This is a genomic window from Flavobacteriales bacterium (genome assembly GCA_030584065.1).
Classification (GTDB): Bacteria; Bacteroidota; Bacteroidia; order Flavobacteriales_F; family PHOS-HE28; genus PHOS-HE28.
This window is the reverse complement of record CP129489.1, coordinates 2,922,122-2,947,573: the sequence shown is the minus strand read 5'-3', so window position 1 is coordinate 2,947,573 and position 25,452 is coordinate 2,922,122. Positions and strand designations below refer to the sequence as shown.

Here is a 25,452-nt window from a genome sequence, read left to right as displayed (position 1 = left end):
GAACAAGGGGACATTTGGAGCGGCCACATCCGCCACCATTGTCCCATGACCACCAAGCGAATATCGCGCCTCGTGCTCCCGATGGCCCTGCTCGCCCTGCTCGCGGGCTGCGGTGGGAATCAGCAGCCGCAAGACACCCTGACGACAGACGCCGCCGACAGCCTCGCCCAGAGCGAGCGCATGGGCCGCACCCGCAAGATCTTCTACAACATCCCCTCGCCCATGGAGACGGCGGCCCTGCTGAAGAAGGCGGGTGCGAACTACCAGGGTGCCATCCTGAACGATGTGAAGAACGTGGACAAGTACACGGCCGCCAGCAAGCAAGCACTCAATCTGGGGGTCTATGGCGCTGACCTTAGCTACGCCAGCGTCTTCAACCATACCCAGGAGAGCATGTTCTACACGAGCTGTGCCCGGCGGCTGGCCGACAAGCTGGGCGTCACCAGCGCATTCAGCGACAGCACGCTGGAGCTGATGGAGAAGCACCAGAATGACCGCGACAAGCTGCTCGATATCATCAGCGAGACCTATTGGGACATGGACCGGTACCTGAAGGTGAATGACCGCGACAACATCAGCGCCCTGATGATCGCGGGCGGCTGGGTGGAAGGGCTCTACGTGGCCACGCAAGTGGCCAAGGCCAACACCACGCCAGAGCTGCGCCAGCGCATCGCCGAGCAGAAGCTCTCCCTGGGCGACCTCCTCTCGCTGATGGAGACCTACGGTACCGATGACCAGGCGCTGAACGGCGTCCGCGAGGACCTGAAGGCGCTGAGCGCGCTCTATGCCGATGTCGGCGGCGGCGGCGGCGGCGTCACTGCAACGCAGGAGAACGGCGTCGTGGTCATCGGCGCTGAAGGCGGGGCCGCCACCCTCACAGACGCCCAGCTCGCAGCCATCACCGAGAAGGCCGCCGCCATCCGCAATACCTACATCAACTGATCGCCGCCATGCTCCGAACCACCCTCGCCACCGCGTTGCTGGCTGCAGGCATGATGCTGGCTGCCCACTCCGCACAGGCCCAGTGCAAGTCGTTCGCCAAGAACAAGTGCGTGCCGGGTCTGCACCCTTACAAGTTCAATGAGACCTTCAATGGCGCCCAGCTGTCGCCTGGCGAGGAGGCCGAGGTGAACCTCACTTTCTACAGCGGCCAGGAGTACCGGGTGATGGTGTGCGTGCACCAGATCCTCGGCGAGGTCAATTGGAAGCTGGTTGACCAGAACAACAAGATCGTCTTCGAGAGCATGGCCGACGACCCGAAGACCCACTTCGACTTCAAGGCGGCGGCTACCACGCAGTTGCGCGTAGTGGTCTGGGTGCCAAGCAAGCCCAAGACCGACATGGTGCACATGGGCTGCGTGGCCATCATGGTGGGCTTCAAGGAGTAGCAAGCCCGATGCGGAAACGCAGAGGCCCCGGATTCATCCGGGGCCTCTGCGTTTCCGCATCGGGCGCGGTCAGTTCAGCGTTACCCGGCTTTTCCGCTCCAGCCGCGTGCGACTCTGGAACCGGAATACGAAGTAGTCGGCGCCGTTGGCCGGCAAGGACACGACCGTAACAGCCCGGCCGGATTCCAGGCCGTCCTGACCGACCGCTATCGCCTGCAGGGTATCCTGGAGCGCCGCCGAGGTGCTGAGATAGACGACGAGGCGGTTATCCTGGCCAGCGCTGTCGGGCTCTACCAGAACCTTGCCCACGGCCAGTCCATGCGCGCGTAGCGCATCGGAGAGCTGCACCTCGATGCCCCAGCTCTTCTCCACGCCGCTGGTCACGCCTTCAATGACCTCGGTGGCGGCGCTCCCGGCCAGCTCACCGCCCTTGTTCAGCGCCTCCTTGGTGCCATCTGCCACCCTGCCGCAGCCAATGGCAGCGAGGACCAGGGCCAGGAACATCGGCCGAGGAGCCCTCATTGCACCGTGAATCGGATGGCATTCCGGCGGACTTCCGTGGAGATTCTCAGCAGGTAGGTGCCGGTGCTCAGGGCGGCGATGGGTAGGTCTATGCGGTGCTCGCCTTCAGCCAGCACGCCGACAGCGCGCTGATGCACCACACGGCCCGTGAGGTCGATGATCTCCAGCAGCATGGAGGCCCCGCTGCCATGTACGAGGGCCTGGGCATGGCCGCTGGCCGGGTTGGGCAGCACCGCCAATCCCGTGGCGGGTGCCTGGAGCTCATCCAAGCCTACCGGCAAGCCGTTCAGATTGATGTCATCGAGATAGAGGTTGTTCCCTCCGTCGCTCTCGAATTCGAACTTGAACCGGAAGTTGGGCACATGGTTCACGCTGCTGATGTTGGTGACCTCGGTGTAGCTCCATTGGCCTGGGCCGTTCGGGATGAAGCTACTGGTCACCACTCCTCCGGTGGTCAGCGTGGTGCTGCCCCGCATCACCTTGCGCAGGCTCCAAGTGTCCCCGCAGTTCGTGCTGGTGTAAACGCGCAGCGCATCATCGCTGTTGGAGGTGCGTTTGGCATAGGCGTACCGGAAAGAAAGGACGACCTGGGTGGCGCCGCTCATGTCGTAGGTGCGGGATACCAGCTCATCCACGCGGCCATCCATCGCGGCCGTATTCACGATCCGCGTGCTCTTCGCGCCCGTGAAGGCCGCGGCGGTGGTCACCGTCCAGGTATTGTCATTCTGAGGGTTCTCCACGAACCAATCCGGGGCGTTGAATGCGCTAATGGCCTCGAAGCCCTCCTCGAACGGGGCCGCGGTGCCGGGCACGGGCAGCACGGTGATGTAGCCGGATTGGTTGTTGGTGAGGGAAGTGCTGCCATCGCTGGCGGTGAGACTCACCGCATAGGTGCCCGGCGCATCATAAGTCACGGTGGCGGTCGCCGAGGTGGCGGTCGCGGGAGACCCGCCGGCGAAGCTCCAGCTGCGCGAGGAGACTGCGTTGTAGCTCACATCGGTGAAGGTGACGGACTCCCCTTGGCAGACCACCCTGTTGCTGGCGGTGAATTCCGCCGCGCAGAGCGCCTCCGGCTGGCTGACGCCCGTGGCCGTGAGGTTGTTGGCTGTAATGAGCTGGTTGCGCTGGGCGGTCGAGGAGGTGAGGGCGGCCACCATGCGGGTCTTCTGGCCCAGTGTGAACATCTTGGAACAGTAGGAGTACTCCATGAAGTTCTCCACGTTATCCAATGAGCCGCAGGTCGTCCCGCTGAGGTTGCAGCTCGTCCAGCCGATGGTGTTCGGCGTGTCGCTCACGCCATCATCCGTGCTGCAGTTGGTGGAGACCGCAGGGGTGTTGGAGCCCCCCCAAGTGTGCTCGAGATTGATCCAATGCCCCACCTCATGCGTGAGCGCGCGGCTCCTTGAGGGGCTGCCGGTGCCGATGCTGCCCACGTAGGTGTGCTGCATCACGATACCGTCGGCCGCTGCGAAGAAGGCCACGCTTCCGGGCGTGAGCGTATACCCTGCCGCACCGGCGGCACTGGCGGCCACCCACACGTTCAGGTACTTGTTCCGCGGCCACTGGATGAGGTCCTTCATGTCCTGTGTGCCGTCGTTCGTGAGCGCGCTCACCGTGCGGGTGATGCCCCGCGTGCAATTCCCATTGGGGTCCTTGCGCGCCAGGCGGAACTCGATGTCCACGTTGGCCACGAGCGGAAGGAACTCCGCGCGCACATTGTCCCAGTCGGGGTTCTGGCGGTTGAAGTCCTCGTTCAGGATGCGCATCGCATCAAGCACCTGTTCGTCGGAGATGTTCTCCGGACCATGGTTGTGGATGATGTGGAAGACCACCGGGATGACGTAGGTGCTGCGCGCGCCTTCGCTAAAGCCTGCCGTCCATGCCTCCAATTCGGCATTGGCCGCTGCGATAGCGCCGAGGAGGGCGGGGTCGTTGCCATGCAGGCGCTCGAGCACCGCGTCGTCGTTGGTGCCGCATGTGAATGCGGGGCTTTGCGCCGAAGCGGCGAGCGGCAGTGTGGCGATGGCCAGGGCAGGGAACAGATAGCGCATGATGCTGAACGGGTCGGATTGCTGGTTCTGGGCGGCGGGTATCGGCGCGTCACTCCACGATGAAGCGGGCGAAGGACCGGCGCCCGTCGACGGAGAGCTCCGCTGCATAGGCTCCCGGGGCCATGGCGCCAAGGTCGAGCGGCACGATGGCCTCGCCCGCGGGGCGAAGGCCGAGCTCCTCCAGTTGCATCGTGCGGCCGGTGGCATCGATGATGCTCAGGCGGGTGTGGCCGGGAGTCGGAAGGTTCAGGTGGACTCGCGCCATGCCTTGGGCGGGATTGGGGAGCACCTGCAATGCGGCTCCGGCGCCAAGGAGGCTCTCCTCCAAGCCCACAGGCAGGCCATTGATGTTGATGTCATCGAGGTATAGATGGTTTCCTCCGTCGCTCTCGAAGACGAACTTGAATCGGAAGTCGGGGATATGGCTGGTTGCGCTGATGTTGGTGACCTCCGCAAATCCCCACTGGCCCGGACCGTTAGGGACGAAGCCGCCCGTGGTGGCGGGGGCGGTGGGAAGCGTGGTGCTGCCGCGCGAGATGCGGCGCAGGCTCCATGTCTCTCCGCAGTTGTTGCTGATGTAGAGGCTCAGTACATCGTCGCTGGTGCTGGTGCGACGGGCATAGGCCCATCGGAAGGTGATGCTGATGTCTTCGGCTGCGCTCATATCGAAGGTCCGGGAGAGCAGCTCATCCACGTTGCCGGCCATGGCTGAGCTGTTTGATATGCGGACGCTCTTCGAGCCGGAGTAGGCGGCCGTGGTGGAGACCGTGAAGGTGTTGTCGGCATTGGGGTTCACGGCGAACCAATCGGGGCCGTTCAACGCGGTGAGGTCCTCGAAGCCCTCCGAGACCGGGGGCGTCGATCCGGGGTTGGCCAGCACGGTCACCATGCCCTGCACCGTGGAACTGAGGGTGTTGGTGCCATCGGTGACCGTAAGCTGGACGGGATAGACGCCTGGCTCGTTGTAGACCACGGAGGGGGCGGCCTCATCCTCCATGCTGGAGGGCGTGCCTCCAGGGAAGCTCCACTGCCGCCCTGTGACGCCATGGAAGCTGAGGTCGGTGAAGGTGACCGCGCTGCCGGCGCAGATGAGCCCAGCACTGCTCTGGAAGGAGGCCTGGCAGAGCACGGGCTCGTCATCGACCCCGGTGGCTGCCAGGTTGGCTGCGGTGATGAGCTGGTTGCGCTGCGCGGTTCCGCTGTTGAGCGCGGCAAGCATCCGGGTTTTCTGCCCCTCCGTGAACATCTTGCAGCAGTAGGAGTACTCCATGTAGTTCTCCACATTGTCGAGCGAGCCGCAGCTGGTGCCCGAAAGCGTGCAGTTGGTCCAACCGATCGTATTGGGCGTGTCGCTCACGCCGTCATCGCCGTTGCAGTTCTCCGGGAGCCCGGGATTGTTGCTGTTTCCCCAAGTGTGCGCCAGGTTGATCCAGTGCCCGACCTCGTGCGTGAGGGCCCGCGAACGGCTCGGAGTGCCGGTACCTATGGAGCCGGTGTATGTGTGCAGGATGACGATGCCGTCCCACGTAGGCTGGTTGTTCACGGATCCGGGCCGGTAGGTGTAGCCCGCCGCTCCATCCGCGCTGGCAGCCACCCAGATGTTGAGGTACTTGCTGCGCGGCCATTGGATCAGGTTCTTCATGGCCTGGGTGCCGTCGTTGGTCAATGGCGAGACGGTGCGGGTGATGCCATTGGTGCAGTTGCCGCTCGGGTCGCGCGTGGCCAGTTTGAAGGAGATGCCCACATCGGCCACGATGGGGAGGAACTCGGGCCGCACGTTGTCCCAGTCCGGATTCAGGCGGTTGAAGTCCTCGTTGAGGATCCGGACGGCATCGATCACCTGCTCGTCGCTGATGTTCTCCGGCCCGTTGTTGTGGATGATGTGGAAAACCACCGGGATGGTATGCACCACTCGCTCGGCTCCGGTCTGTGCCGCAGCCCAAGCGGACGTGAACTGCTCCAATTCCGCATCGGCGGCAGCGATCAGCGCCAATTCACCGGCAGGGTCGGGGTGGTTGGCCAGGACCTTCGTCAGGTCGTTGGCGCCGCAGGGTTGAATCTGGGCCGACCCGTTCACGGCAAAAACGAGCAGGGTAATCAGGGTCAGGGTATGGGAAAGACGCATGGGGTTCTCTTGCAGGTTGTCAAAAATACCCGATGGAGACCCTGGCAAACGTCATAGGGATGCCACAGGGGACGGTGGAATCGGGATCCTAAAGAGGCTTGGGAATCCCAGAATCCAATCGAGCGGCGACGGACCCGGCATCGGCCCGGTTAAAGGGGCTGGTCGGCACGATGAGCTATCAGGGGACGATGAACCTAACCGCTTGTGTTCCGGTTTCAGTGACGAGCCGCACGATGTAGGTCCCGGGGGCTGCCTGACGCAGGCCCAAGGCCATGCGCTGCAGCCCCCCCGATTGAGCGACCGCTTGTAGCCCTGCGATGCGACGGCCGGCGGCATCCTGCACCTCGATCCGGACGGGCCCTGGCTGGACAGGGGCGAAGGAGGCCCAAGCATCCCCGGAGGAAGCATCCCAGGCAGCAGCGAGGCCTTGTGCCTCAGTCGCCTGGTCGCGCATGCCCACTTGGCCCGCCACGATGTTGATGTCGTCGATGAAGAGGTCATTTCCGCCATCGCTCACGAACTCGAATCGGAGGCGGAAGCTCGATGTGCACAGCGTGGGGCCGATGTTGGTGATTTCGGCGAGCCGCCATTGGTCGGGTCCGGAGGGGGTGAAGGGGCCGTTTATCACACCGGCGGTGAGCAGCGCATTGCTCGCGCGCATCACCTTGCGCAGCACCCAGGTGGCGCCGCAATCGGCGCTCACCCACACGAAGAGCGCGTCATCGTTGGTAGGGAATCGCTTGGCAAAGGCGTACCGGAAGGTGACGATGGCTCCAGCGCTGCCGCTGAGGTCGAAGGTCTCGGAGAGCAGTTCATCCACGTTGCCGGACATGGTGATGGCGTTCGGCAAGCGTGCGCTGCGTGAGCCGGTGAAGGCTGCGGCCTGGCTGAGCACGAACCCGCCATCGCCTTGCCGGTCGGTGATGGCCCAGCGTTCGTCAGGCAGCGCTGAAGTGGATTCGAATCCTTCCAACCATGGCACGGGCTGACCTGGCGATGGCAGGACGCGGATGAAAACCGGCTCCGTGCCGGTGATTCCATTGGTGCCGTCGCTTGCTTCGAGGCTCACCGGATAGAGCCCCGGCTCGGTATAGGTTACCGACGGGGTTTCCGCATCGCTGTTTGCGGGCTGCCCTCCCGGAAAGGACCAGTACCGGGTGGTGATGCCCCAGAAGCTCTGGTCCTGGAACTGGATGGTCTCGCCGGCGCAGATGGTGCGACGGTCGGCCGTGAAGCGGACCTGGCAAACCTGGCCGGGGCCGGAAACCCCCGTCAGATCCAGGTTCTCGGGCTGCCACAGGGCGGAGCGTTCGGCGACGTCCGAGTTGAGCGCTGCCAGCATGCGGTCGCCCTGGCCCATGGTGAACATGCGGCTGCAGTAGGCGTACTCCATGTAGTTCTGCACATTGTCTGGGCCGCTGCCGCAGGAGTTCCCGTTCAGCAGGCAGGAGGTCCATCCGCGGGTGAGCGGGGTGTCGTCCACATCGTCGTCGAAGTCGCAATTCTCGGGCAGCCCTGGCTCGTTGCTGTCGCCCCAGGTGTGCTTGAGGTTCAGCCAGTGCCCCACCTCATGGGTGAGCGCCCGCGACCGGCCGGGGGGGCCTGTTCCCACGCTGCCTACATAGTCGTGCTTGATCACGATTCCGTCGGCCTCGGGCCATCCGTCCAGCCACATGGGATAGTAGGTGTAGCCCGCCGCGCCGCTCGCACTGGCCGCCACCCACACGTTCATGTAGCGGTCGCGCGGCCATTGGATCAGCTGGGTCATGTCGTAGTCCCCGTCGTAGGTGCGGATGCTCGCCGTGCGCGTGATGCCGTTGGTGCAGTTGCCCTCGGGGTCTCGCCTGGCCAAGCGGAATTCGATGCCCACATCGGCTACGATGTCCAGGAATTCGGGACGGACGGTGCTCCAGTCCGGGTTGAGCCGATTGAAGTCCTCGTTGAGGATCCGTACGGCATCAAGAACCTGCTGATCGCTGATGTTCTCCGGTCCGAAGTCATGGATGACGTGGAAGACCACGGGAATCACGTAGGCCTGCCCGCCGCCCCGGGTGAAGGCCCCTGCGCCTGCTTCCATGGCCGCCTTGGCTTGCAGCGCGTGCTGTGCGGCGTTCGGCCGTTCGGCCAGGTGGCGCGCCAGTTCGACGGGGTGATTGGCGAGGCAGGAGAAACCGCTCTCTTGGGCAGGGGCCTGGGCGACGGCAGCAAGCAGCCCCAAGCCGATGAAGGCGATGCGCATGTGGATCGGCACGTAAAGTAGGCCGCCCGACGGGGCGGACCGTCCCCATAACACTCAGGGCAGCTGCTCGGTGCGCGTATTCGTTGGAATGCTGCCGCCGATGTTCTGCAGGATGGGGTCACGGTCGTTGTCCTGCCCGGTGTACTTCACCACGCCGTCCAGGTTCACATCCTCCGGATGGTATCCGGTGGTGGTGGCCGTGGGCAGGCTGCCCCCCACACGCACCAGGATGGGGTCGCGGTCGTTCTCCTGGTTGGTGTACCGCAGGATGCCGTTGCCGTCCACGTCGCCCGCCCATAGCGCGGCGATGGTGCCTAGGAGCTTGCGTGCATCGGTGCCGTACGTGGGCGTGGCCGGGTCGGCCAGGTCCACGCGCACCACGCCGGCGCCGAAGGCCTGGGCGCTGCTGGTCATGGTGGCGAGGTGATTGCGGTGCCAGACGGCCACCTTGTAGGACGCGCGCGGGGCATCGGGGAACCAGAGCGGCTCATCTCCGTCTGGCGTCACCACGCGGCCATCAGCGAGCAGCACGGCGGCCATTTCGTCCACCACCGTCCCATGGTTGGCGCCATCGCGCAGCTGCACCATCACCCAATCCACGGGGGCCCCGGCACCGGTACGCTCGAGGAGCTCCGGCTTCATGGTGGCGCCTTGGCCGTATGGGTCGGAAGTGGGCAGGATGCCGGCTGTCAGCAGGTCGCTCCGCATCGCCGTTCCGTTCCATGCCCCTTCCAGCACCATGCTCAGCGCCAGTTCTGCATCGCCATCGGAGTAGTCGAAGATGCCGTCCAGGTCACGGTCAACGCCATGGCGGATCTTGGTGCTGGGGTGGACGATGGTCCAAGTGAGCGGGTTGCCGGCCTGCGCATGGGCAACCAGCTGAGCGTGCGTCACGGGTGGCGCTCCGTTGAGGTCGGGCTGGTAGTTGTTGCTCCCGAGGTAGTAGAAGCCCCGCAGCTCCCCCTGCCAGCGGCCCTTCACAACGAGCGCGTAGTCGTTCGGGTACTTGTTCGTCCAGTTCAAGAGCGTCCCCACACGGCCGGCGCTGCCCACGCTGCCATTGATGGTCATGCGCATTCCCACGGCCGGCATGGCATCCTGGATGGCATGCACGCGGTCGAAGCCGTAGCTCTGCGGGCTGTTCGCCTGTGTGATGCCGCCGCTCCAGCTGAGCAGCTCCGGCTCATAGTCGCCGAGGTAATGCCCGGTGCCGTTCTGATTGAACCGGGTCTCCATCACCCCGTCGCTCATCATTCCGAAGCCGCTGGTGCATTCGGTGGTGTTATAGAAGAAGCCGTTCTTCCGGTAGGTGCTGCGCAGGTCGGGCACCATATTGGTGTTCAGGGCCATGTTCACCACGCCGGCGCTGGTGTTCGAGCCGTTGCCGGGCAGGTGTCCGCGTCCGCTCCCAGTTTGGTGGCAATGCGAGCAGTTGATGTTCACGGCGACGAAGAGGCTCACCCCGGCAGTGGGAATGGTCTGGAACGTGGTGCCCGTGAAGCGCACGCGGTTGGGATTGTTCATCCGCTCCACGGTAGCGGCCACCCCGGCGGTGTTGGTGTCCGGCCTGATGGTGCGGTAGGGGTTGGGGACGTACCAGGTGGCCGCGAGGAAATCGCTGAACTCCTGCATGCCCACCACGTCTAGCGGAGCATCCAGGCCCTGAAGGTCCTCGAAGGCACCGGCGAAGTCGTGGAAGCTGCCCTTGTCGCCACGCCAATGAAGCTTGCCCGTGCCCCGGTTGATGATGTCGATGAGGAACTGGGTCGTCTTCAGCCCCTTCATCGGATGGTAGGTCTTATTGCCTGCGGGGTCGTTCACGGTGACCATTCCGCCGGCGGGATTGCCGAGGTCCCAGGCCAGGCGGTCCCAACGGCTATCCACATGGCAGCTGCCGCAGCTGATGTGACCGTGGCCGCTGCCCAGGTGCGTATCATAGAGATGCTTCCGTCCGACCTTGATCGCCTGCGGGGTGGGATCGAAATAGGAAGTGCGGGCCACCTCCTTGTTCGTCGCAAGGTCGATGGTGCTGATGCTGGCGCCGAACTTGTTGAGCACGAAGGCGCGGCCGCTGCCCTCATGCAGCACGACGCCCGTGGGCCCTTCTCCCACGGTGATCGGATCGGGGCTCACGCGCGCGCCCGTGGCGTTGATCATGATCACATTGTTGCTCCCCATGCCGGTGACATAGGCCGTGCTCCCATCGGCCTTCCAAGCGATGCCGCGCGGGTCGCCGATGGATTGCTTGCGCAGCGCAGGCGGCGAGCTGTGGGTGCTGTAATTGATGTGGGGGTTGAGGTCGGTGCGCGTCACCGCGCCCGCTCCGAGGAATCGCGACACGTTCACCGTGAGGAATTTGCCGCGCAGGTTGGGCTCGAAGCGCTTCTCATTGGTGGCATCGGTGCCCACGACGAATACCTCGCCCGTTCCGGGCCGCACGCTCATGGCCATGAGGATGTTGCCGAGCGTCTGCTTGTAGGTGACGGTGGCGGTGCTGGGGCTGTTGGCGTTGATCATGGCTACGTCCCTGTCGGGCATGTCCCAGCCGGCGATGCGCGCTTTCCCCGGAGCGTTGCCGGAGACGAGGTTCGTCCAGTTGCCGCCATTGTCATCCATCCATTGGCCAGCGGCATTCTTGCGCACCACCAGGCTGTGATTGGCCTGCATGGGCGGATTGTTCGGGTTCATGGGCGGGTTGAATCCCGTGCCGGCGTTCGGTACCGGAACGGCTCCGCCATAGGGCCCTGCCGGATTGGTCACTTCATTCGGCACGGTGGTGCATCCGCCTTGCGGAGAGCAGAAGCCCCCGGCATGGAAGGAGTTGCCATTGAGGACAGTGGTCTGGTTCCCGCTCTCGAAGAAGGCGCAGTATACCGTGCCGCCGTCGGGGCTCACGGCCAGGGCGCGCGGCTGCTCGCCCTTCAGCAGCACCTGGGTGGGCGCGGAGTTCAGGTTGGCCAGGTCGAAGACCTGCACCATCTCCTGCTCGGCGCAGCTCACGAAGGCCTTCCCGCTCGCGAAGACCACATCGGCCGGCTCGTTCTCCGTGAGCAGGCTGCGCACGGTGGCCTTCAGGGTGAGGTCCACGATGCTCACCTCATCGCTGATGGTGCACACCACCCAGGCTTCGTTGTTGGTGCGGGCGCGCACGGTCACGGGGTCGAGGCCCACGGGGATGCTGGCGGAATGGGTGATGCCGGCGGCGGTGACATCGAACACCTCCAGGCTGTTGTTGGCCGTGTTCACAGCCAGCAGCCGGGTGCCATCGGGCGTGAGGGCGATGGGGCTCACATGCGCCGACTCGAAGTTGGTGAACGCCGAAACGGGGACACCGCCTCCGATCGCCTTGGCGGAGCCGGTATCATCGGAAGGCCCCGGCTCGAAGGCCGAGAGGCCGGCGAAGAGCGAAAGCGCGGCGAGCGCAATGATGGACTTGCGGTTGGCGGTGAGGAAGCGCATGGCTGTGCGGGATGATTGTGCCGGCCGCTGCTCACTCACCTCCCTTCGCACCGCGGCCCTGCAGGGCGATGCAAGCTAGCTGCGGGAAGGGTGAAAAGCAAGCGGTCAGTACACCAGCAGCCGTGGCTCGCTCATCTCCTCGATGGCGTACCGGATGCCCTCGCGCCCCAAGCCGCTGTCCTTGATGCCGCCGTAGGGCATGCTATCCACCCGGAAACCGGGGATTCCGTTGATGATGACGCCTCCCACCTCGAGCTCCTCGTGGGCCATGCGCATATGCGCGAGGCTATCGGTGAAGACGCCCGCCTGAAGCCCGAAGCTGCTGTCGTTCACTGCGTCGATCGCGGCCTTGAAATCCCGCACGCGTTCCACGGTGGCGACCGGGCCGAAGGCCTCGGCGCAGCTCACCTTCATCGAGTTGTCCGTGCCGGTGAGCAGGGTGGCTGCATACACGTTGCGCGCCTCATCCACCGCGTGCCCGCCGGCAAGCACCTGGGCCCCGCCCTGCCGGGCCTCTTCGACCCATGCAGCGATGCGGAGCAGGTGGCCCCTATCGATGATGGGCCCCACGATGGTGCCGGGATCGGCCGGGTCGCCGCAGGGAATGCGGCCCACCTCCTGGACCAGCAGGTCGCGGAAGCGCTCGAACACGCGCTCCACGGCGAAGATGCGCTGGGTGCTGATGCAGATCTGGCCGGCGTAGAGGAAGGAGCCAGCGGCCACGGCCTTGGCCACAGCGGGCAGGTCGGCGCCCTCGTCCACGATCACGGCCGCGTTGCCGCCGAGCTCGAGGGCCACCTTCTTCTTCCCGCAGATGGCTTTCAGGTGCCAGCCCACCTTGTCGCTTCCGGTGAAGCTGAGCATGGCGATGCGCGGGTCCTTCACGAGCTTCTCCGCCACCGGGATCCCGCAGAGCATGCAGCTGAATGCCCCGTCGGGATAGCCCAGCTGCGCGATGAAGCGGGAGAGCGCCAGGGCGCTGAGCGGGGCCTGCGGCGCGGGCTTCAGGATGACCGGGCAGCCGATGGCCAGCGCCGGCGCCACCTTGTGCAGTACCAGGTTGAGCGGGAAGTTGAACGGTGTGATGGCGGCGATGATGCCGATCGGGTGACGCTTGGTGAATGCCGTCCTGCCCGCGCCTGCGCCATAGTCGATGGGCACCACCTCGCCGCCGAAGCGCAGCGCCTCGGCCGCGGCCGTGCGCACGGTGACGATGCACCGCGCGATCTCGGTGCGTGCATAGCCGATCGGCTTGCCCGCCTCGCGCATGATGAGCTGCGCCAGTTCCTCCTCGTGCTCCTTGAGCAGGCCCGCCAATCGCTCCAGCCGCTCGCTGCGCTCACCCGCACTCAGCTTGCGGAACGCCGGGAACGCTCGCTGGGCGGCGGTGATGGCCGCTTCCATCTGGGCTTCGCTGGCGTGCGGGATGCGGGCTATCTCGGTGCCTTGGTACTTGTCCAGCACCGCCTGGGTGCTGCCATCGCCTTCGGAGGACCAATGGCCATGCAGGAAGTTGGCCGGCCGGTACAGGGTGCGTGCGGAGGCGGCCTCCGCTGGGGTGGGGGACATGCGGCGAAGGTATCGCCGCACGGATGGCCCGGCTACCTTGGCCCCATGCCGCAGCGCCGCTGGTCGTTGGTCGCCGTTTGGGCCCTGTGCGCGCTGCTGCTCGGCCTGCGTACGACTCAGCCCGTGCGCCATGCCTTCACGTGGGACGTCTTCGGGTACTACCTCTATCTCCCGGCCACATTCATCCACCATGATCCCGGGCTGCGCAACCCCGCTTGGCTGGAAGCGTTGGTGGCGGAGCATGAGCCCTCGGCCACGCTCTATCAGCTGGTTGATGGCCCGGAAGGCGGGCGCGTCATCAAGTACAGCTCGGGCATGGCGCTCGCCTATGCTCCCTTCTTCGCTATTGCGCATGCGCTGGCAGGTCCGTTGGGCTTTCCTGCGGATGGCTTCTCGGCGCCCTACCGCGTTGCGGTCACCTACGGCATGCTGCTGTGGGTGATGCTCGGGCTCTTCCTGTTCCGACGGCTGCTGCTGAACTGGTTCGATGAGCGGACGACGGCCGTGCTCATAGTCCTGGTCGTACTGGGAACCAACTTCCTCCACCTGGCTGCTTTGGACGGCACGCTGCTGACGCATCCGCTCCTCTTCACCCTTTATGCCGCCTTGGCGCTTGCCACGCAGCGCTGGCACCACCATGCGGGCCTGCCGGCGGCGGTAGCGGTTGGGGCCCTGGCGGGCTGGATCACCCTGGTGCGCCCGAGCGAGGGGGTGTGCCTGCTGATTCCGTTGCTCTGGGCGGAGCCGTCGGGATGGCGCGCGAAGTGGCGCATGGTGGCCGATCGCTGGCCCCAGGCGGTGCTGGCGGTGACGGCCTTCGTGGTCATGGCTTCGCCACAGCTGGCATACTGGAGGCAGGTGACGGGCGAGTGGCTGTTCTACTCCTACATCAATCCCGGCGAAGGCTTCGATTTCGGCTCACCGCATACCTGGGATTTCCTGTTCAGCTTCCGCAAGGGCTGGTTCGTGTACACGCCGCTGGCGCTGGTCATGGTGGCTGGGCTCGGGGCCGTGCGGCAGCGCGCCCGTCACCTGTTCTGGCCGCTGTGCGCCTACCTGGCCGTCGACCTCTACGTGGTGAGCAGCTGGACGAACTGGTGGTATGCTGGCGGCAGCTTCAGCGCACGGAGCATGATGCCGGCCTATGCATTGCTCGCGGTGCCGCTCGGCTTCGCGCTGACCGGCCCCGGCCGGCGCACCATGCTCGCGGCAAGCGCGGTCCTCGTCGTGCTGAACCTGTTCCAGACCTGGCAGTGGAGCCACGGCATCCTCAGCAAGGAGCGGATGACGGCCGGCTACTACGCTGCGGTTTTCGGCCGTACCGCGGTGCCGGCCGGGGCGGATGCACTGCTCCTGGTCGACCGTCCGCTCACCGAGGAGGAGGCGCTGAAGGATGAATCGGGTTATCACCGCTCGCTGCTCTACCGCAACACCTTCGACGACCGCCCAGAGGGCGTCTGTGCCCTTTCTCCGGCCGACCCGTTCACGCCTGGGCCCGATGTGCCGTTCCGGCGCCTCACCGGTGCGGATCACGCGTGGCTGCGCATCAGCGCCCGCCTATGGGTCACGGACAGCACCACGGCTCCGCCCATCCTCGTGGCCACCTTCCACCACAAGGGTGAGACCTACAAGTACCGTGCGGTGAAGTGGGACCTCAGCGCTGCGGCCCCCGGCGAATGGTGCACCCAGCGCTTCGACTACATCACGCCCGAGGTGCGGTCCGCCGAGGACAACCTGAAGGTGTACATCTGGAACCAGGCCGGAGGTACGCATATCGTGGACGACCTGCAGGTGGAGCTCTTCGGCCCCAAGTGATCAATCCGCCCTGATGCGCTCGTGCGAGAGACCTGCTGCGGCTTGGCGGAAGAGAATGCCCTTGGGGTTGCCCGATGCCCGAAGGAGCTCCCGGGCGTGCCGTGTATCATCCACCCGGAAGAGCGTGCGCTTCGCGTACCACCGCACCTGCGGCTCCGGGGTGAAGCCGAGGGTGAAGACCATCTCGTCCGGCCTGGCTTCGCGTGCGATGGCGAGGCCTTGCTCCATCTGCCAGGTGAATCGCTCGTCCGTCCTCGATGAGGGCGGATTGGTGCGGTAGAAGTAGAGCACGCCTGCAACGCACGTCACCGCCAGCGCAGCCCATGACCAACCAGCGCGCATGGCCGACAGCCCCAGCCCGCCCAGCCCGCAGAGCAGCAGACCGGCCTTGAGCGCGGCGAAGTCGTGGCCCGTGTACTCAAGCAGGAAGGCCATCTCCAGGATCACGGGCAGCGCCGTGAGCACCACGAAGAGCCACAGTGCGTTGCGCTGGGAGATGACCGAATGGCGCTTCCGCAGCAGCGACACGAGGGGCAGCAGGAGCGGCAGCCAGCTGATGCGGTAGTTGAGCAACAACGTGCGGAGCATGCCTCCATGCTCGCTGCCGGTTCCACGCTCGGCGTAGCGACCGCTGAAGTAGGCGAGCAGGGCATCGACATCCACCACCTGCAGCCAGCGCCAAGCGGTGAATGCCAGCGCGAGGCCGACACCGGCAAACGCCGAAGCCAACAATCGCAATCGCGTGGCATCGCGCTGCTGGTGCCATTGCACAATAGCGATCATGCCCAATGCAACGCCCGCCCACACACCCGGCCAGCTGATGAGCGTGGTGAGGAAAAGCGTCAACGCGCACAACACCGCCATGCGCCAAGGGACGCCATCGGTTCTCGTCAAGGCACGCAAGGCGACGAGCACGTGCCAGACCCATGCGTTCTGGACGAACATGTCGCTCATGTAGGCATTGCCGTGGAACCAGAGCGGCGCGGGCATGAAGACGTAGAGCAGCGCGGCGAAGAGCGGCGCCGGTCCATCGCGCTGCAACTCGCGCACGACGAGGTACAGGCCGATGGCCGTGAGCAGGTGGAAGAACAGATTGAAGAGCTGCAAGCCCAGAGCATTGGGCTCGGTGCCCGTGATGGCGAACAGCGCATGCGGCAGGTCGAAGGCGAGCGGCGGATGCGAGAGGTAGTAGAGCACGCCATCGTGCAGTGCGGGAGCATCGGTGTAACCGGGCGGGATCAGGTCGGCGGGGCCGGTGAAGGTGATGGCCGGCGCGCCGTGGTGGGGGAGGAAGCCATCGTGGTGCCAGCTGTGCAGCGCGATGAGCACCAGTGCGGTGCAGAGCTCGTGGTGGCCGCTGAGCGGGCGGTTGAGCAAGGGCCAGCGTACGACCACGCTCACCGCGAAGGCGAGTAGCAGGATGAGCAGATGGCGGCGTGGCATCGCACGAACATAGCGCGGCTACCTTGGTCGCATCATGGATGCGCGCGGCGAGCGTTCGATTCCGTCATGGGCCGTGCTGCTCTTGCTGGTGGCCGTCAGCATCGGAGTACATGCATCCATCCTCTCCTGCACCTTCTTCAGCGACGATTTCCAGGTGCTCTGGCGCATCCGATCCGGCGAGGGCAGCAGCTTCTTCCGGCCGCTGGCCGACCTATCACTTAGGGCGAACCTGCTGCTGTCCGGCCCGGATCCGTGGGCCTTCCGCGTGGTGAACCTGGCCCTCCTGGGTCTCAATGGCTGGCTGGTCTACTCACTGGCCAGGCGGCTGCTCACCAGCGATGCAGCACTTGGTGCAGGTCTGTTCTTCGTGCTGTACCCCTTCCACCTCGAGCCGCAGGCCTGGATCATCGGGCGCGGCATTTCCATGGCGTCGGCATTCACGCTGGGGGCCTTGGTCGTGGCAACCGGCAACGCGCCAACCACCAAGCGCACCATCGCGGTTGCATTGTTGGTGCTGCTCGGCTCACTGTGCTATGAGAGCGCGCTGCTGGCGCCCCTGCTGCTCGGCGCGTGGTGGCTCATCCTTCGGCCCACGGACGCGAAGGCCTGGCGCGCGATGTTGCTCGCATCAATCGCGGTGGTCGTGCTGAACCTCGCGTTGCGCTGGATGGTGCTTGGCGGCCTGGCGAATGACTATGGTGCGGCCTTCTTCGTCAAGCCGGTGGGCGATTACCTCAGCGCGGCCTTCAAGGTCATCGGGCGCTCCTTCCTGCCGCCGCATGACGACCCCGCGGTGCAGACCGTGCGCTTCGCGCTGCTCGGCCTTGCGCTTACGCTCGTCGGGCTCTGGTTCTGGCGCTCGAACCGGTTCCATCCGGAGCGCCTGCGCGCTGCTGCGCTGGTGGCATCGCTCTACGGGATCGCCTCCATCATCGCCATGGTGGGTGGTGTGAGCACGCGCACGAGCGAGAGCGACCGTTTCCTATTTATGCCCTCGGCATTCCTGTGTGTGCTGGTCGCGCTGGCGATGGAGGGTATGCGGTCGAAGGCGGTATGGCGGATGGCCCTCGTGATGCTGGTGGCATCATGGTCACTGCTCTTGCGACAGGGCCTGGGGCATTGGCGCACCGCTTCCGATACCATAGAGCGCATCATCGCAGACACACCTGAGCCACCGCGGGGAGGGAGACTGCTCGTCCTTAATCTGCCGGGTGATCACCGGGGCGCTTACATCTTCCGCCATGGGTTCCCGGAGGCGCTCCAGCTCAGCGGCCGGGGTGCTGCGGATGTGGCCTTGGTGCGCGAAGACCTGAGCCAAGCGGTGGTCACCTACGACGGCGATACGCTGGTGGTGCGGGAGACGGATGTGCGTTACGATGCCAGCGAGGCCCTCAAGCCGAAGCCTTGATGCCATTCACGGCTCGCTTCTCACCCAACATCTCCTTCACCGCCTCCACCACCGCGATATCATCGATGCCGCATTCTCGGTACAGCTCCGGTTGCGTGCCGTGCTCGAGGAAGCGGTCGGGAATGGCGAGGCGCTTCACGTGGGCCGTGAAGTATCAACTCAGACGAGTGACCAACCCCGCTTCGGATACGGCAACGGGATTGCCCTCCTGGTCGATCGCAAAAGCGACCCCATTGTAAAAGGGTTCCAGGTAGGGGAACCGGTGCGCGGCTAAGGGGCGACCAGACCGGTCGATATGGAACCAGCCCTTCTCGTCCAAAGCCAACGCAAAGCCCTTGTGGTATACGTTCACAAAGCGGTAGGTGTGCGCATAAAGGCGGCTGCCATCGAACCGGATGTGGAAAGCCTCACTATTCTCTACTGCGCAAATAATCCCATCCCTGGCATCACCAGCGTAATCGAACCGTGCCGCATAAATCGGTCGCCCTTTGGAGTCGATGTGGAAATAGCCTTCCTTGGAGCGTACCGAACAGACGCCCTCCTGATAGTTGCCGCACCACGGGTATCGCTCAGGATAGCAAGCCTTGCCGCTCAGGTCGATGTGGAACCAACCCTCTGGATCCATTACAGCGGCCCTTGCGAAATAAAACCCAAAGGCTTTCTGGAAGCGGGCGGTGTACAATGGATGCCCATTAGCATCGATGTGGTACCATCCGGATGCATCCTGAACCGGGGCCACGCCCGGTGCATGGAACGACATCACGGCTGTGAAGCGATCCCTCCATAGGGGCTTCCCCTCGAGCAGGAAGTGTGATCCGTCCAATGATGGCTTAATATCACGCCAGTTCATGATCGTTGCGCTTTGATGATGGCCTGCTTTCCGTGATGTACATGGTCCAGGACCAGGAATCCTGAACGCTCCAGGAGCTGCTCGTATTCCTTCACGGAACGCTCCCGGCTTCCGCAAACGGCAAGCATGTTCATCGATAGCAGATGTCCTCCATCCCCCAAGAGGGACAGATCGTTCTCGATGAGATGGAGGGCTCCATGTGGGGGGAGTGCTGCGTGGCAATTCCCAAGGATCGCCATGGCTTCGGCATCATTCCAATCATGGATGACCCTGCTCAGGAGCAAGGCATCGGAGCCTTCCGGAACACCCTTGAAGAAGTCGCCTTGGAGGAACGCCACATCGCGGGTGCCTTCGGTACGGTGGTCTTGGATATCGAAGATGCGGAAGGTGACTTCCGGATATGCTGCTCGCAAGGAGCCGATCAGCGCCCCATTGCCGCCTCCCACGTCCATGACCGATCGGTATTGGGACAGGTCCAGGACATCAGCTATTCCCTTATAGTCCTGTGAGGCATATGCGAACATGGCTTTATGGTACTCGACGGCGCGATCCGGAAGACCGTCCAAGTAGCAGAAGAAAGGAGCACCATAGAGTATGGGAAAAACGGCCTGTCCCGAGCGGATGCTGACGTCAAGCTGCTGCCAGGCATCCATGTGCTCGGCGCCCCACAGCAGGCAGGCATGCTTCGCACTTTCAGGATGGTCAGCACATAGCCGCTCAGCCTCTGGTGATAGACCGAGCCCGATATCCGATCGGCGCAAGTAGCCTTCATGCACAAGTGCCCCGATGAGGTTATCCAAAGCACGTGCATCTGCGTTGATGACCGAAGTGAGGTCCGCCACATTCCGCATGCCCGAAGCGATGTGATCGAAGAGGTCCAGTTTGCACGCCGCCCTGACAGCGAGGTACTTCCAGTATCCGGTGAAGAGGTGCTCAAGTCGTTCAGCCATGGATCAATCGTTGTTGAAGGTCCGCGATCTCGTGGTCGGCAACGCCGCAGTTGATCAAGTATCCCCGAATGCCTCCTTCGCGCTCAATGATCTGGAGCACGATCTCCAGGTTATGGGCGTACGTGTCGGACTCGCTGGCGAGGTAATCGACCAACACTACTTCCCTGTCTGCCCCGGACAAGAGATGGAGCAATGTGCACACAATGCCGGTCCTGTCCTTGCCGGCATGGCAATGGATCAACGCTCCCTGTCCTTCAGGCACTCTGCGCAGCGCGTCGACGACCGCCTTGATGCTCTCCCGGCACCCCAGCGCGAAGAAGCGATAGGCAATCTCCTGGTTGCCACCCTGCTGATAGGCGGGTTCCTTGAACCAATCGGGTTGCGCCCACGGGTCGAATGGGGCATGCACATAGTGGACCTTGCTCAGCGCTTCATCGGAGTATGCGTGCTCTTCCAGTTCCTGGGGTGCGCGCAGATCGATGATGGTGTGAATGGTGTTCCTGTCGAGCAGCTCCTTCAACTTTTCCGGTTCCATGAGCGCAGGCAAGCTGCTTCGCAACAGGTTCGGCCATCGGACCAAGGGGGAATGGGTACCTACGGCCCGCAGGTTCCAGTACCGATCCCTTTCGTACATCAGTTCCAGGACTTCGCGTACCTCTTCCGCGAAGGGATAGGCCAATTCGCTGAGGGTGTTGTGGAACATGTCCAGTAGCGCCCGCTTCTTCCTGTCCATATCGGGGAGGTACATGGAGCCATTGAGCTCGTAGATGCGCCTCCTCCGATCCCTGTCCGTGATGTTCACCAACAAGTTTCTGGGCAGGAACTGGAAGCAATCGCCGTTGGCCCGCATGTTCATGAGCTGTACCAGGCAATGCAGTGCGATCTGGTGGAAATAGAGTGCGCGGTATCCGTCGCTCCTGCGATGGAACGTGGACAGGTTGTCGAACTCATAGATGAACATCTGCACCAACTCATCGATGGTATGCGGACGGTATCCCACCTGCTGCACCGCTCGGGCACCATCCAGCACGTTCCCCGTACGGTCCAACAAAATGGCGCCCGGCAGCCGCTCTTCAGGGATCGCCGACCCCGCCAGGTCCCGCCCGAAGGTGGCTAGGTCCCGATGGATGGCCATTTCCAGTTTGACGTGCATGCCGTGGAACCAGGCGACCACCTTGCCTCGCATGGCTACCGGCATGACATGGTCCGGTGAGGGCCGCACGTCCTTCAGGGTTGTGATGAGATCCTCCTGCCGGAAACGGTCGTTCACGAGCAGGCCCAGATCGATGTCCGAGTTCGGGGTTGCATCGCCTCGGGCAAAGGATCCATAGAGCACTGCGGCATCCAGGCCTTCCATGTCGGCGATAGTATGTTGCACTGCTTTGATGATCTGATGCTGCTTCATGTGGTGAGTTGAATTGCCATTCGTTCCAACAGTTCGTTCATGGATCTGTTATCGGAGCAATCGCCCTTGATGATGATGGATCCGGGTAGTAAGGACCAGATCGCCTCCACTTCCCCGGCGCGGATCAATTCATCGGTCCTTCGCGCCAGGTCGAAGGCCTGTTCGGGTGGTGCCGGGTAAGGAACCTCCCACTTGCGTTCCGATAGCCTTGCAAGACATACGCTCAAGGGTGTGGTCAACAGCACGACAAGCAGGGGTTCGCCGAACGTTTCCAATCGCTCCGCGAGGAGCAGGCCCGTTTCGCCAAGTCCGGTGGCTTCGATCAGTTGCTGCCTGCCTTGCACGACACCATGGAGGAATTGCTCCTTGGCCAAGCGCTCGGCCTCTTGGGTGCCATCGCCGTACTTCCTGCGGTAGACATCGATGGACACCAGCTCAAATGCCGGGAACCGATGAAGCGATCGTTCGGCCAGGTGGCTTTTGCCGGAACCGAGATTACCGAATAGCAGCACCTTCAGCATGGCTTCCTCATGTTGCAGGTGCGACAAAGCGGCCGGTCGCGGTAGTCGCGCATCAGCCCTTGGTATGCCCCATCGGCCACCACTTCGGAAAGACTCCGCTCGTTCACGTTCCCGAAGTCTCCCAACGACCGACGGAGATCATCGGGCGCGCAGCAGGGGGAGATATCACCCGTGGCGGACACCCAGAGCTCCTTGCCAAGAAAGGGGCACATGTGATCATGGGGAACCTCATGGCCGCTCTGTGGCGCCAAGAGAGTGATGTTCTCCAGCTGGACCGGTGTTCCATCAGGCCTCGGATATGCTGCGGCAGTGACCACGGCCTGGTCCACGATGTGGTTCCAGCGTTCAATGGCCTCGGGTGAGTTCTTGAAGCTCAGCTGCTCGATCTCCTCGAAATGGGCCCACAGATGGTGACCCTTCACGCGGTCCACCCCAAGCTTGGCAGCGAGCCGGATGATTTCCGGTAGCTCGTGCATGTTGTTCTGCATGAACGTGAGTTGGAAGGTCACGCGGCAGTAATGCCCACTCACTGCATGATGCGCATCGCGCACCCTGATGAAGCGCTCCGCGTTCGAGACGGCCTGTTCGAACTTGAGGCCCTTCATCACCGACTCGGCCGTGGACTTGGTCGCCCCGTTCCAAGAGATCTTCACATCCGATGTGACCGGGACGATGCGCGCCGCCCAGTCCTCGACGGTTCGCTTGGGGAATGTGCCGTTGGTCGTCAGGTTCACCTTCATGCCCAACTGGGCCGCGAGTTCGAGCAGCTCATCGAATTGGCGGTACAGCAGCGGCTCTCCCATGGTTGAAGGAATGATCTCGCGCACGCCCATCGCAGCGGCTTCCTCCATCACCTTGCGGACCATGTCGAACGGCATGCGGCGCCGCTTGATGCCGGTGCGCTCATACAGGCGCTTCATGAAGTCGCTGTGCTCGCTGTGCTCCTCGCACATGGTACAGCTCAGATTGCAGTCCTCTGGATTGGTGTCCAGGGTGATGCGCCAGAATGTGCTCATGGGGTCTTGATCAATTGGGCGTAGATGTCTTCTAGGGACTTGCAATGCTCCACGATGCCTGGTATTGCGCCATCGGCCGCATGGAGGTAGCCGCGTCGGCCAAAGTGCTCCATCCTGTCCGGGTGGTCGATGGCCCAGTGTATCCGATCGCGCAGGCTTTCTGCCGATCGATGCTCGAAAAGGAGGCCGTTCACCTGGTGCGCCACATACTCGGCCATTCCACCGGCATTCGCCGTGATTACCGGGATATGGCAGGCTTGGGCCTCGTGGATCACCAGCGGCGAATTCTCCATCCAGATCGATGGCACCACGATGCAATCCACCTGCGAGAAGACCTCGTTGGCCAGATTGTGGTTGACATAGGGCCCATGGAAGTGGATGCCAGACCGTGCTTCGGACATGCTCCTCAAGGCGCGGGTGCTCTGCTCGTCCTTGGCGCCCCAGATGTGCAACTCGGCCACTTCACCCAGCCCATCGAACGCTTCAATCAGCAGGTTCACCCCTTTGGCGGGGATGTGCGTACCGATGTACCCGAAGCGATACCGCGCTGATGGAACGCGATCCTTCGATGGCGTCAGGTAGTGCAGCGGGAAGCCATAGTCGAGTTGCACGACCTTGCCTGCCGGAAGGCCAAAGTCGCTGATGAAGCGGTTCCGGAGATACTTGGAAGGAGCGATGAACAGGTCCACGTGATCGCGGATCTCCCTGGTCTCGCTCATGCGCCGGGCTATCCACGATGTCCAATAGGCAACATCCTGCTCATTCGCTCCCTCTGCGCCGGACATCAGCGAGGTGTAGCATGCTGTGGCACACTTGCGGTCTTCCTGGCCTTCGCACAGGGCATGCACCACACCACCTCCGAAATTGCGGTGCAGGAACTGCCCGCGCGGGCACATCAGCCAGAAGTCGTGCAGGGTGAATACGATGGGGATGCCTGCCCCCCTGAGTACATCCACGATGCCGGTGGACAAATGGTTCAGGTGGCCGATGTGCGCGACATCCGGTCGGAACCGGTGCAATACCTCAGTGAAGCGATTATCCAACTCGGCGTGCCGATAGCCGTCCTTGCCGCGTGGTATGTTCACCAGGATGCGTTCGGGCCCCGTCCCGTTCGATGCCTGCCGTACAGAGAAGTCCGGCGCGAAGGGGTTCTCTTCCCGGGTGAAGACGAGCACCTTGTGCCGCTTGGCCAGCTCGTCACAGATGCTCTGGCTGTATACCTCCGATCCTGCGCTGTACAGGGGCGGATAGCCGTGGATGATCTTGAGGATCTTCATAGGAGTCTCTTGCTTTTGCGCTTGATGCGATAGAGAGCCTTGGGGTTGCGGTACACGGTTACGATGGTCTCATCCATGGCGATCACCACGGTCACGTTCACCAAGCGCTTCGCATAGCGCTCATCAAGGCCAGGCGGGATGCATCGTCTAAGCATGACATGGAACCGCATGCCTTGGCGATGTAGCTTTCTTCCCCACCGGAGTGTGTCCTGGATCATGGGTGTGGTGATGCCACGCTCGTAGGCTCGTTGCACGGCGTGCAGGCTGGGGACGATGATGCGGGGTTGCATGGACTCGGTAACTTGTGGTAACCCCTTTCGTGCAACTCCGTGCCATAGCTTCATGGCCAGCAATCCGACGCGACTATCAGCTTGTATTCCAGTCGATTATACAGTCTACAGGAAAATCAATGGAATGATATTATCATCGCATAGCGATATTATCATAACCGATGGACAGCGCCAAAACGGAGCTCGAAAGCTTCTTCAAGAACCCCGGCCGATTCTCAGTCCTCGTTCTCGGTGCTCGAGGCATTGGGAAGTCCAGGATGATCAACGAAATCGGTGGAAAGGTCCTTGAAGCGCCTCCCACCTACTTCAACTGCGCAAGTGTCGAAGGAGACACCATGGCGCTCAGCGAGCTATTTGGTCACATGAAAGGGGCGTTCACTGGAGCGGACACGGAAAAGTCCGGGGTCTTCCATGCTGCACAGCGAACACGCATGCTCTTCTTTGACGAGATACATAATCTCAACAAGCGCGTGCAAGAGAAGCTGATGACCGCACTACAAACAGTAGAGCATAAAGGCTCGCCAGGGTGGTATCGGTTCCGTAAGGTCGGACCCGATACTCGAGAAGAGTTCGTGCGCTTCCAACCGGTCTTTGCGTCGAACCGGAGCATCGAAGAGCTTGAGCAACTGCTCCTGCCGGATTTCTTCGACCGGATCAATCAACTCTCAATCTATCTCCCTTCGCTACAAGAGCAAGGGGTGAAGCCCTCTGCTGCCTTCACCACTGTCTGGGAGAACATGCTGTTCAAGCAGTCGATCCCAGCTGATGATTCAGCTTTCAACATTTGGCTCGACAGCCTGCCCCTGTCGGGCAACTATCGGGACCTTGAGAAGATCGCTATTCTCCTGCAGCATGCTTTGATCAACAAGGACAAGGACCCCTTCGGCTATGCAAGGCGCCGCTTCGAGAAGTTCCATCGAACAGCAGGATCAACACCTCCTGCTTCAGTATTCAACTTCAGGCGAGGGGTGAGCCTGGCCAAGATGGAATACGAGTACAGGGAAGCCCTGTACAAGTGGTCTCTTAGTCCAGATGGGTATGGCTCTGTACGGGCCGCCCAAGACGGACTGAACTTCAAAAAATTAGGTCAGCTTTTAACAGTGAAGAAGGAATGATAAACGCGA

20 protein-coding genes are annotated in these 25,452 nt (G+C 63.1%); 5 read left to right on the top strand and 15 right to left on the bottom strand.

Translation table 11 applies throughout. The features are described from left to right. Positions 1-45 precede the first annotated feature (45 nt). Together QY325_12390 and QY325_12385 are read left to right on the top strand one after the other, a co-directional pair. Complete coding sequence (locus tag QY325_12390) at positions 46-942, top strand: hypothetical protein (protein WKZ65557.1); 897 nt, start codon at positions 46-48, stop codon at positions 940-942. Between the two features lie 8 nt (positions 943-950). Then, positions 951-1,388: a hypothetical protein gene (locus QY325_12385; GenBank protein WKZ65556.1), complete on the top strand. Its 438-nt coding sequence runs from the start codon at positions 951-953 to the stop codon at positions 1,386-1,388. Between the two features lie 69 nt (positions 1,389-1,457). On the opposite strand, the gene QY325_12380 is transcribed toward QY325_12385, so the two are convergent. From QY325_12380 to QY325_12355, 6 genes are all read right to left on the bottom strand, one after another. Continuing rightward, positions 1,458-1,892 carry a hypothetical protein gene (locus tag QY325_12380; GenBank protein ID WKZ65555.1) on the bottom strand — a complete coding sequence of 145 codons (435 nt, stop codon included), beginning with the start codon at positions 1,890-1,892 and terminating at the stop codon, positions 1,458-1,460. A 14-nt stretch (positions 1,893-1,906) separates the two neighbouring features. Beyond that, positions 1,907-3,961 (bottom strand): M43 family zinc metalloprotease, encoded by a 2,055-nt coding sequence (locus tag QY325_12375; GenBank protein WKZ65554.1) that lies wholly within the window; start codon positions 3,959-3,961, stop codon positions 1,907-1,909. 49 nt (positions 3,962-4,010) lie between these two features. Beyond that, positions 4,011-6,086, bottom strand: coding sequence for a M43 family zinc metalloprotease (locus QY325_12370; GenBank protein WKZ65553.1), 2,076 nt, complete (start codon positions 6,084-6,086; stop codon positions 4,011-4,013). Positions 6,087-6,264: 178 nt separating this feature from the next. Further along, positions 6,265-8,325, bottom strand: coding sequence for a M43 family zinc metalloprotease (locus QY325_12365; GenBank protein WKZ65552.1), 2,061 nt, complete (start codon positions 8,323-8,325; stop codon positions 6,265-6,267). 54 nt (positions 8,326-8,379) lie between these two features. Further along, positions 8,380-11,784 (bottom strand): hypothetical protein, encoded by a 3,405-nt coding sequence (locus tag QY325_12360; protein ID WKZ65551.1) that lies wholly within the window; start codon positions 11,782-11,784, stop codon positions 8,380-8,382. 105 nt (positions 11,785-11,889) lie between these two features. Beyond that, a complete protein-coding gene (locus tag QY325_12355; protein ID WKZ65550.1) occupies positions 11,890-13,353 on the bottom strand; it encodes an aldehyde dehydrogenase family protein in 1,464 nt (487 codons plus the stop codon). A gap of 45 nt (positions 13,354-13,398) precedes the next feature. On the opposite strand from QY325_12355, the gene QY325_12350 reads away from it, so the two are divergent. After that, positions 13,399-15,168 (top strand): hypothetical protein, encoded by a 1,770-nt coding sequence (locus tag QY325_12350; protein ID WKZ65549.1) that lies wholly within the window; start codon positions 13,399-13,401, stop codon positions 15,166-15,168. Here the strand turns inward: QY325_12350 and QY325_12345 are convergent, their stop codons facing one another. Continuing rightward, a complete protein-coding gene (locus QY325_12345; protein WKZ65548.1) occupies positions 15,169-16,611 on the bottom strand; it encodes a hypothetical protein in 1,443 nt (480 codons plus the stop codon). A 34-nt stretch (positions 16,612-16,645) separates the two neighbouring features. Between QY325_12345 and QY325_12340 the strand changes: the two genes are divergently transcribed. After that, positions 16,646-18,019, top strand: a complete 1,374-nt coding sequence (locus tag QY325_12340; protein WKZ65547.1) for a hypothetical protein — start codon at positions 16,646-16,648, stop codon at positions 18,017-18,019. On the opposite strand, the gene QY325_12335 is transcribed toward QY325_12340, so the two are convergent. The 8 genes from QY325_12335 to QY325_12300 are packed head-to-tail and all read right to left on the bottom strand — an operon-like array spanning position 18,003 to position 24,328. Next, positions 18,003-18,158, bottom strand: coding sequence for a hypothetical protein (locus QY325_12335; GenBank protein ID WKZ65546.1), 156 nt, complete (start codon positions 18,156-18,158; stop codon positions 18,003-18,005). The genes QY325_12340 and QY325_12335 overlap by 17 nt on opposite strands. A gap of 15 nt (positions 18,159-18,173) precedes the next feature. After that, positions 18,174-18,869: a WG repeat-containing protein gene (locus QY325_12330; protein WKZ65545.1), complete on the bottom strand. Its 696-nt coding sequence runs from the start codon at positions 18,867-18,869 to the stop codon at positions 18,174-18,176. Beyond that, entirely contained in the window at positions 18,866-19,819 is a 954-nt protein-coding gene (locus QY325_12325; protein WKZ65544.1) for a methyltransferase, read from the bottom strand. The genes QY325_12330 and QY325_12325 overlap by 4 nt, the downstream gene beginning before the upstream one ends. Next, positions 19,812-21,224, bottom strand: a complete 1,413-nt coding sequence (locus QY325_12320) for a tyrosine-protein phosphatase (protein ID WKZ65543.1) — start codon at positions 21,222-21,224, stop codon at positions 19,812-19,814. Before QY325_12320 ends, QY325_12325 begins: the two co-directional genes overlap by 8 nt. Next, entirely contained in the window at positions 21,221-21,745 is a 525-nt protein-coding gene (locus tag QY325_12315; protein ID WKZ65542.1) for a hypothetical protein, read from the bottom strand. Before QY325_12315 ends, QY325_12320 begins: the two co-directional genes overlap by 4 nt. Further along, complete coding sequence (locus QY325_12310) at positions 21,739-22,761, bottom strand: radical SAM protein (protein WKZ65541.1); 1,023 nt, start codon at positions 22,759-22,761, stop codon at positions 21,739-21,741. The genes QY325_12315 and QY325_12310 overlap by 7 nt, the downstream gene beginning before the upstream one ends. After that, complete coding sequence (locus QY325_12305) at positions 22,758-24,038, bottom strand: glycosyltransferase (protein WKZ65540.1); 1,281 nt, start codon at positions 24,036-24,038, stop codon at positions 22,758-22,760. The genes QY325_12310 and QY325_12305 overlap by 4 nt, the downstream gene beginning before the upstream one ends. Continuing rightward, positions 24,035-24,328: a hypothetical protein gene (locus tag QY325_12300; GenBank protein ID WKZ65539.1), complete on the bottom strand. Its 294-nt coding sequence runs from the start codon at positions 24,326-24,328 to the stop codon at positions 24,035-24,037. The genes QY325_12305 and QY325_12300 overlap by 4 nt, the downstream gene beginning before the upstream one ends. Before the next feature lie 161 nt (positions 24,329-24,489). Between QY325_12300 and QY325_12295 the strand changes: the two genes are divergently transcribed. Next, complete coding sequence (locus tag QY325_12295) at positions 24,490-25,443, top strand: sigma 54-interacting transcriptional regulator (protein WKZ65538.1); 954 nt, start codon at positions 24,490-24,492, stop codon at positions 25,441-25,443. The last annotated feature ends 9 nt before the right edge of the window (positions 25,444-25,452 follow it).

What these genes read in the sequence shown, in the direction of transcription:
- QY325_12375 (WKZ65554.1), bottom strand. Translation starts at nt 3,961, where the DNA reads ATGCGCTATCTGTTCCCTGCCCTGGCCATCGCCACACTGCCGCTCGCC.
- QY325_12360 (WKZ65551.1), bottom strand. Translation starts at nt 11,784, where the DNA reads ATGCGCTTCCTCACCGCCAACCGCAAGTCCATCATTGCGCTCGCCGCG.
- QY325_12365 (WKZ65552.1), bottom strand. Translation starts at nt 8,325, where the DNA reads ATGCGCATCGCCTTCATCGGCTTGGGGCTGCTTGCTGCCGTCGCCCAG.
- QY325_12345 (WKZ65548.1), bottom strand. Translation starts at nt 16,611, where the DNA reads ATGCCACGCCGCCATCTGCTCATCCTGCTACTCGCCTTCGCGGTGAGC.
- QY325_12295 (WKZ65538.1), top strand. Translation starts at nt 24,490, where the DNA reads ATGGACAGCGCCAAAACGGAGCTCGAAAGCTTCTTCAAGAACCCCGGC.
- QY325_12310 (WKZ65541.1), bottom strand. Translation starts at nt 22,761, where the DNA reads ATGAGCACATTCTGGCGCATCACCCTGGACACCAATCCAGAGGACTGC.
- QY325_12315 (WKZ65542.1), bottom strand. Translation starts at nt 21,745, where the DNA reads ATGCTGAAGGTGCTGCTATTCGGTAATCTCGGTTCCGGCAAAAGCCAC.
- QY325_12305 (WKZ65540.1), bottom strand. Translation starts at nt 24,038, where the DNA reads ATGAAGATCCTCAAGATCATCCACGGCTATCCGCCCCTGTACAGCGCA.
- QY325_12390 (WKZ65557.1), top strand. Translation starts at nt 46, where the DNA reads ATGACCACCAAGCGAATATCGCGCCTCGTGCTCCCGATGGCCCTGCTC.
- QY325_12320 (WKZ65543.1), bottom strand. Translation starts at nt 21,224, where the DNA reads ATGAAGCAGCATCAGATCATCAAAGCAGTGCAACATACTATCGCCGAC.
- QY325_12330 (WKZ65545.1), bottom strand. Translation starts at nt 18,869, where the DNA reads ATGAACTGGCGTGATATTAAGCCATCATTGGACGGATCACACTTCCTG.
- QY325_12370 (WKZ65553.1), bottom strand. Translation starts at nt 6,086, where the DNA reads ATGCGTCTTTCCCATACCCTGACCCTGATTACCCTGCTCGTTTTTGCC.
- QY325_12350 (WKZ65549.1), top strand. Translation starts at nt 13,399, where the DNA reads ATGCCGCAGCGCCGCTGGTCGTTGGTCGCCGTTTGGGCCCTGTGCGCG.
- QY325_12340 (WKZ65547.1), top strand. Translation starts at nt 16,646, where the DNA reads ATGGATGCGCGCGGCGAGCGTTCGATTCCGTCATGGGCCGTGCTGCTC.
- QY325_12355 (WKZ65550.1), bottom strand. Translation starts at nt 13,353, where the DNA reads ATGTCCCCCACCCCAGCGGAGGCCGCCTCCGCACGCACCCTGTACCGG.
- QY325_12380 (WKZ65555.1), bottom strand. Translation starts at nt 1,892, where the DNA reads ATGTTCCTGGCCCTGGTCCTCGCTGCCATTGGCTGCGGCAGGGTGGCA.
- QY325_12325 (WKZ65544.1), bottom strand. Translation starts at nt 19,819, where the DNA reads ATGGCTGAACGACTTGAGCACCTCTTCACCGGATACTGGAAGTACCTC.
- QY325_12385 (WKZ65556.1), top strand. Translation starts at nt 951, where the DNA reads ATGCTCCGAACCACCCTCGCCACCGCGTTGCTGGCTGCAGGCATGATG.
- QY325_12300 (WKZ65539.1), bottom strand. Translation starts at nt 24,328, where the DNA reads ATGCAACCCCGCATCATCGTCCCCAGCCTGCACGCCGTGCAACGAGCC.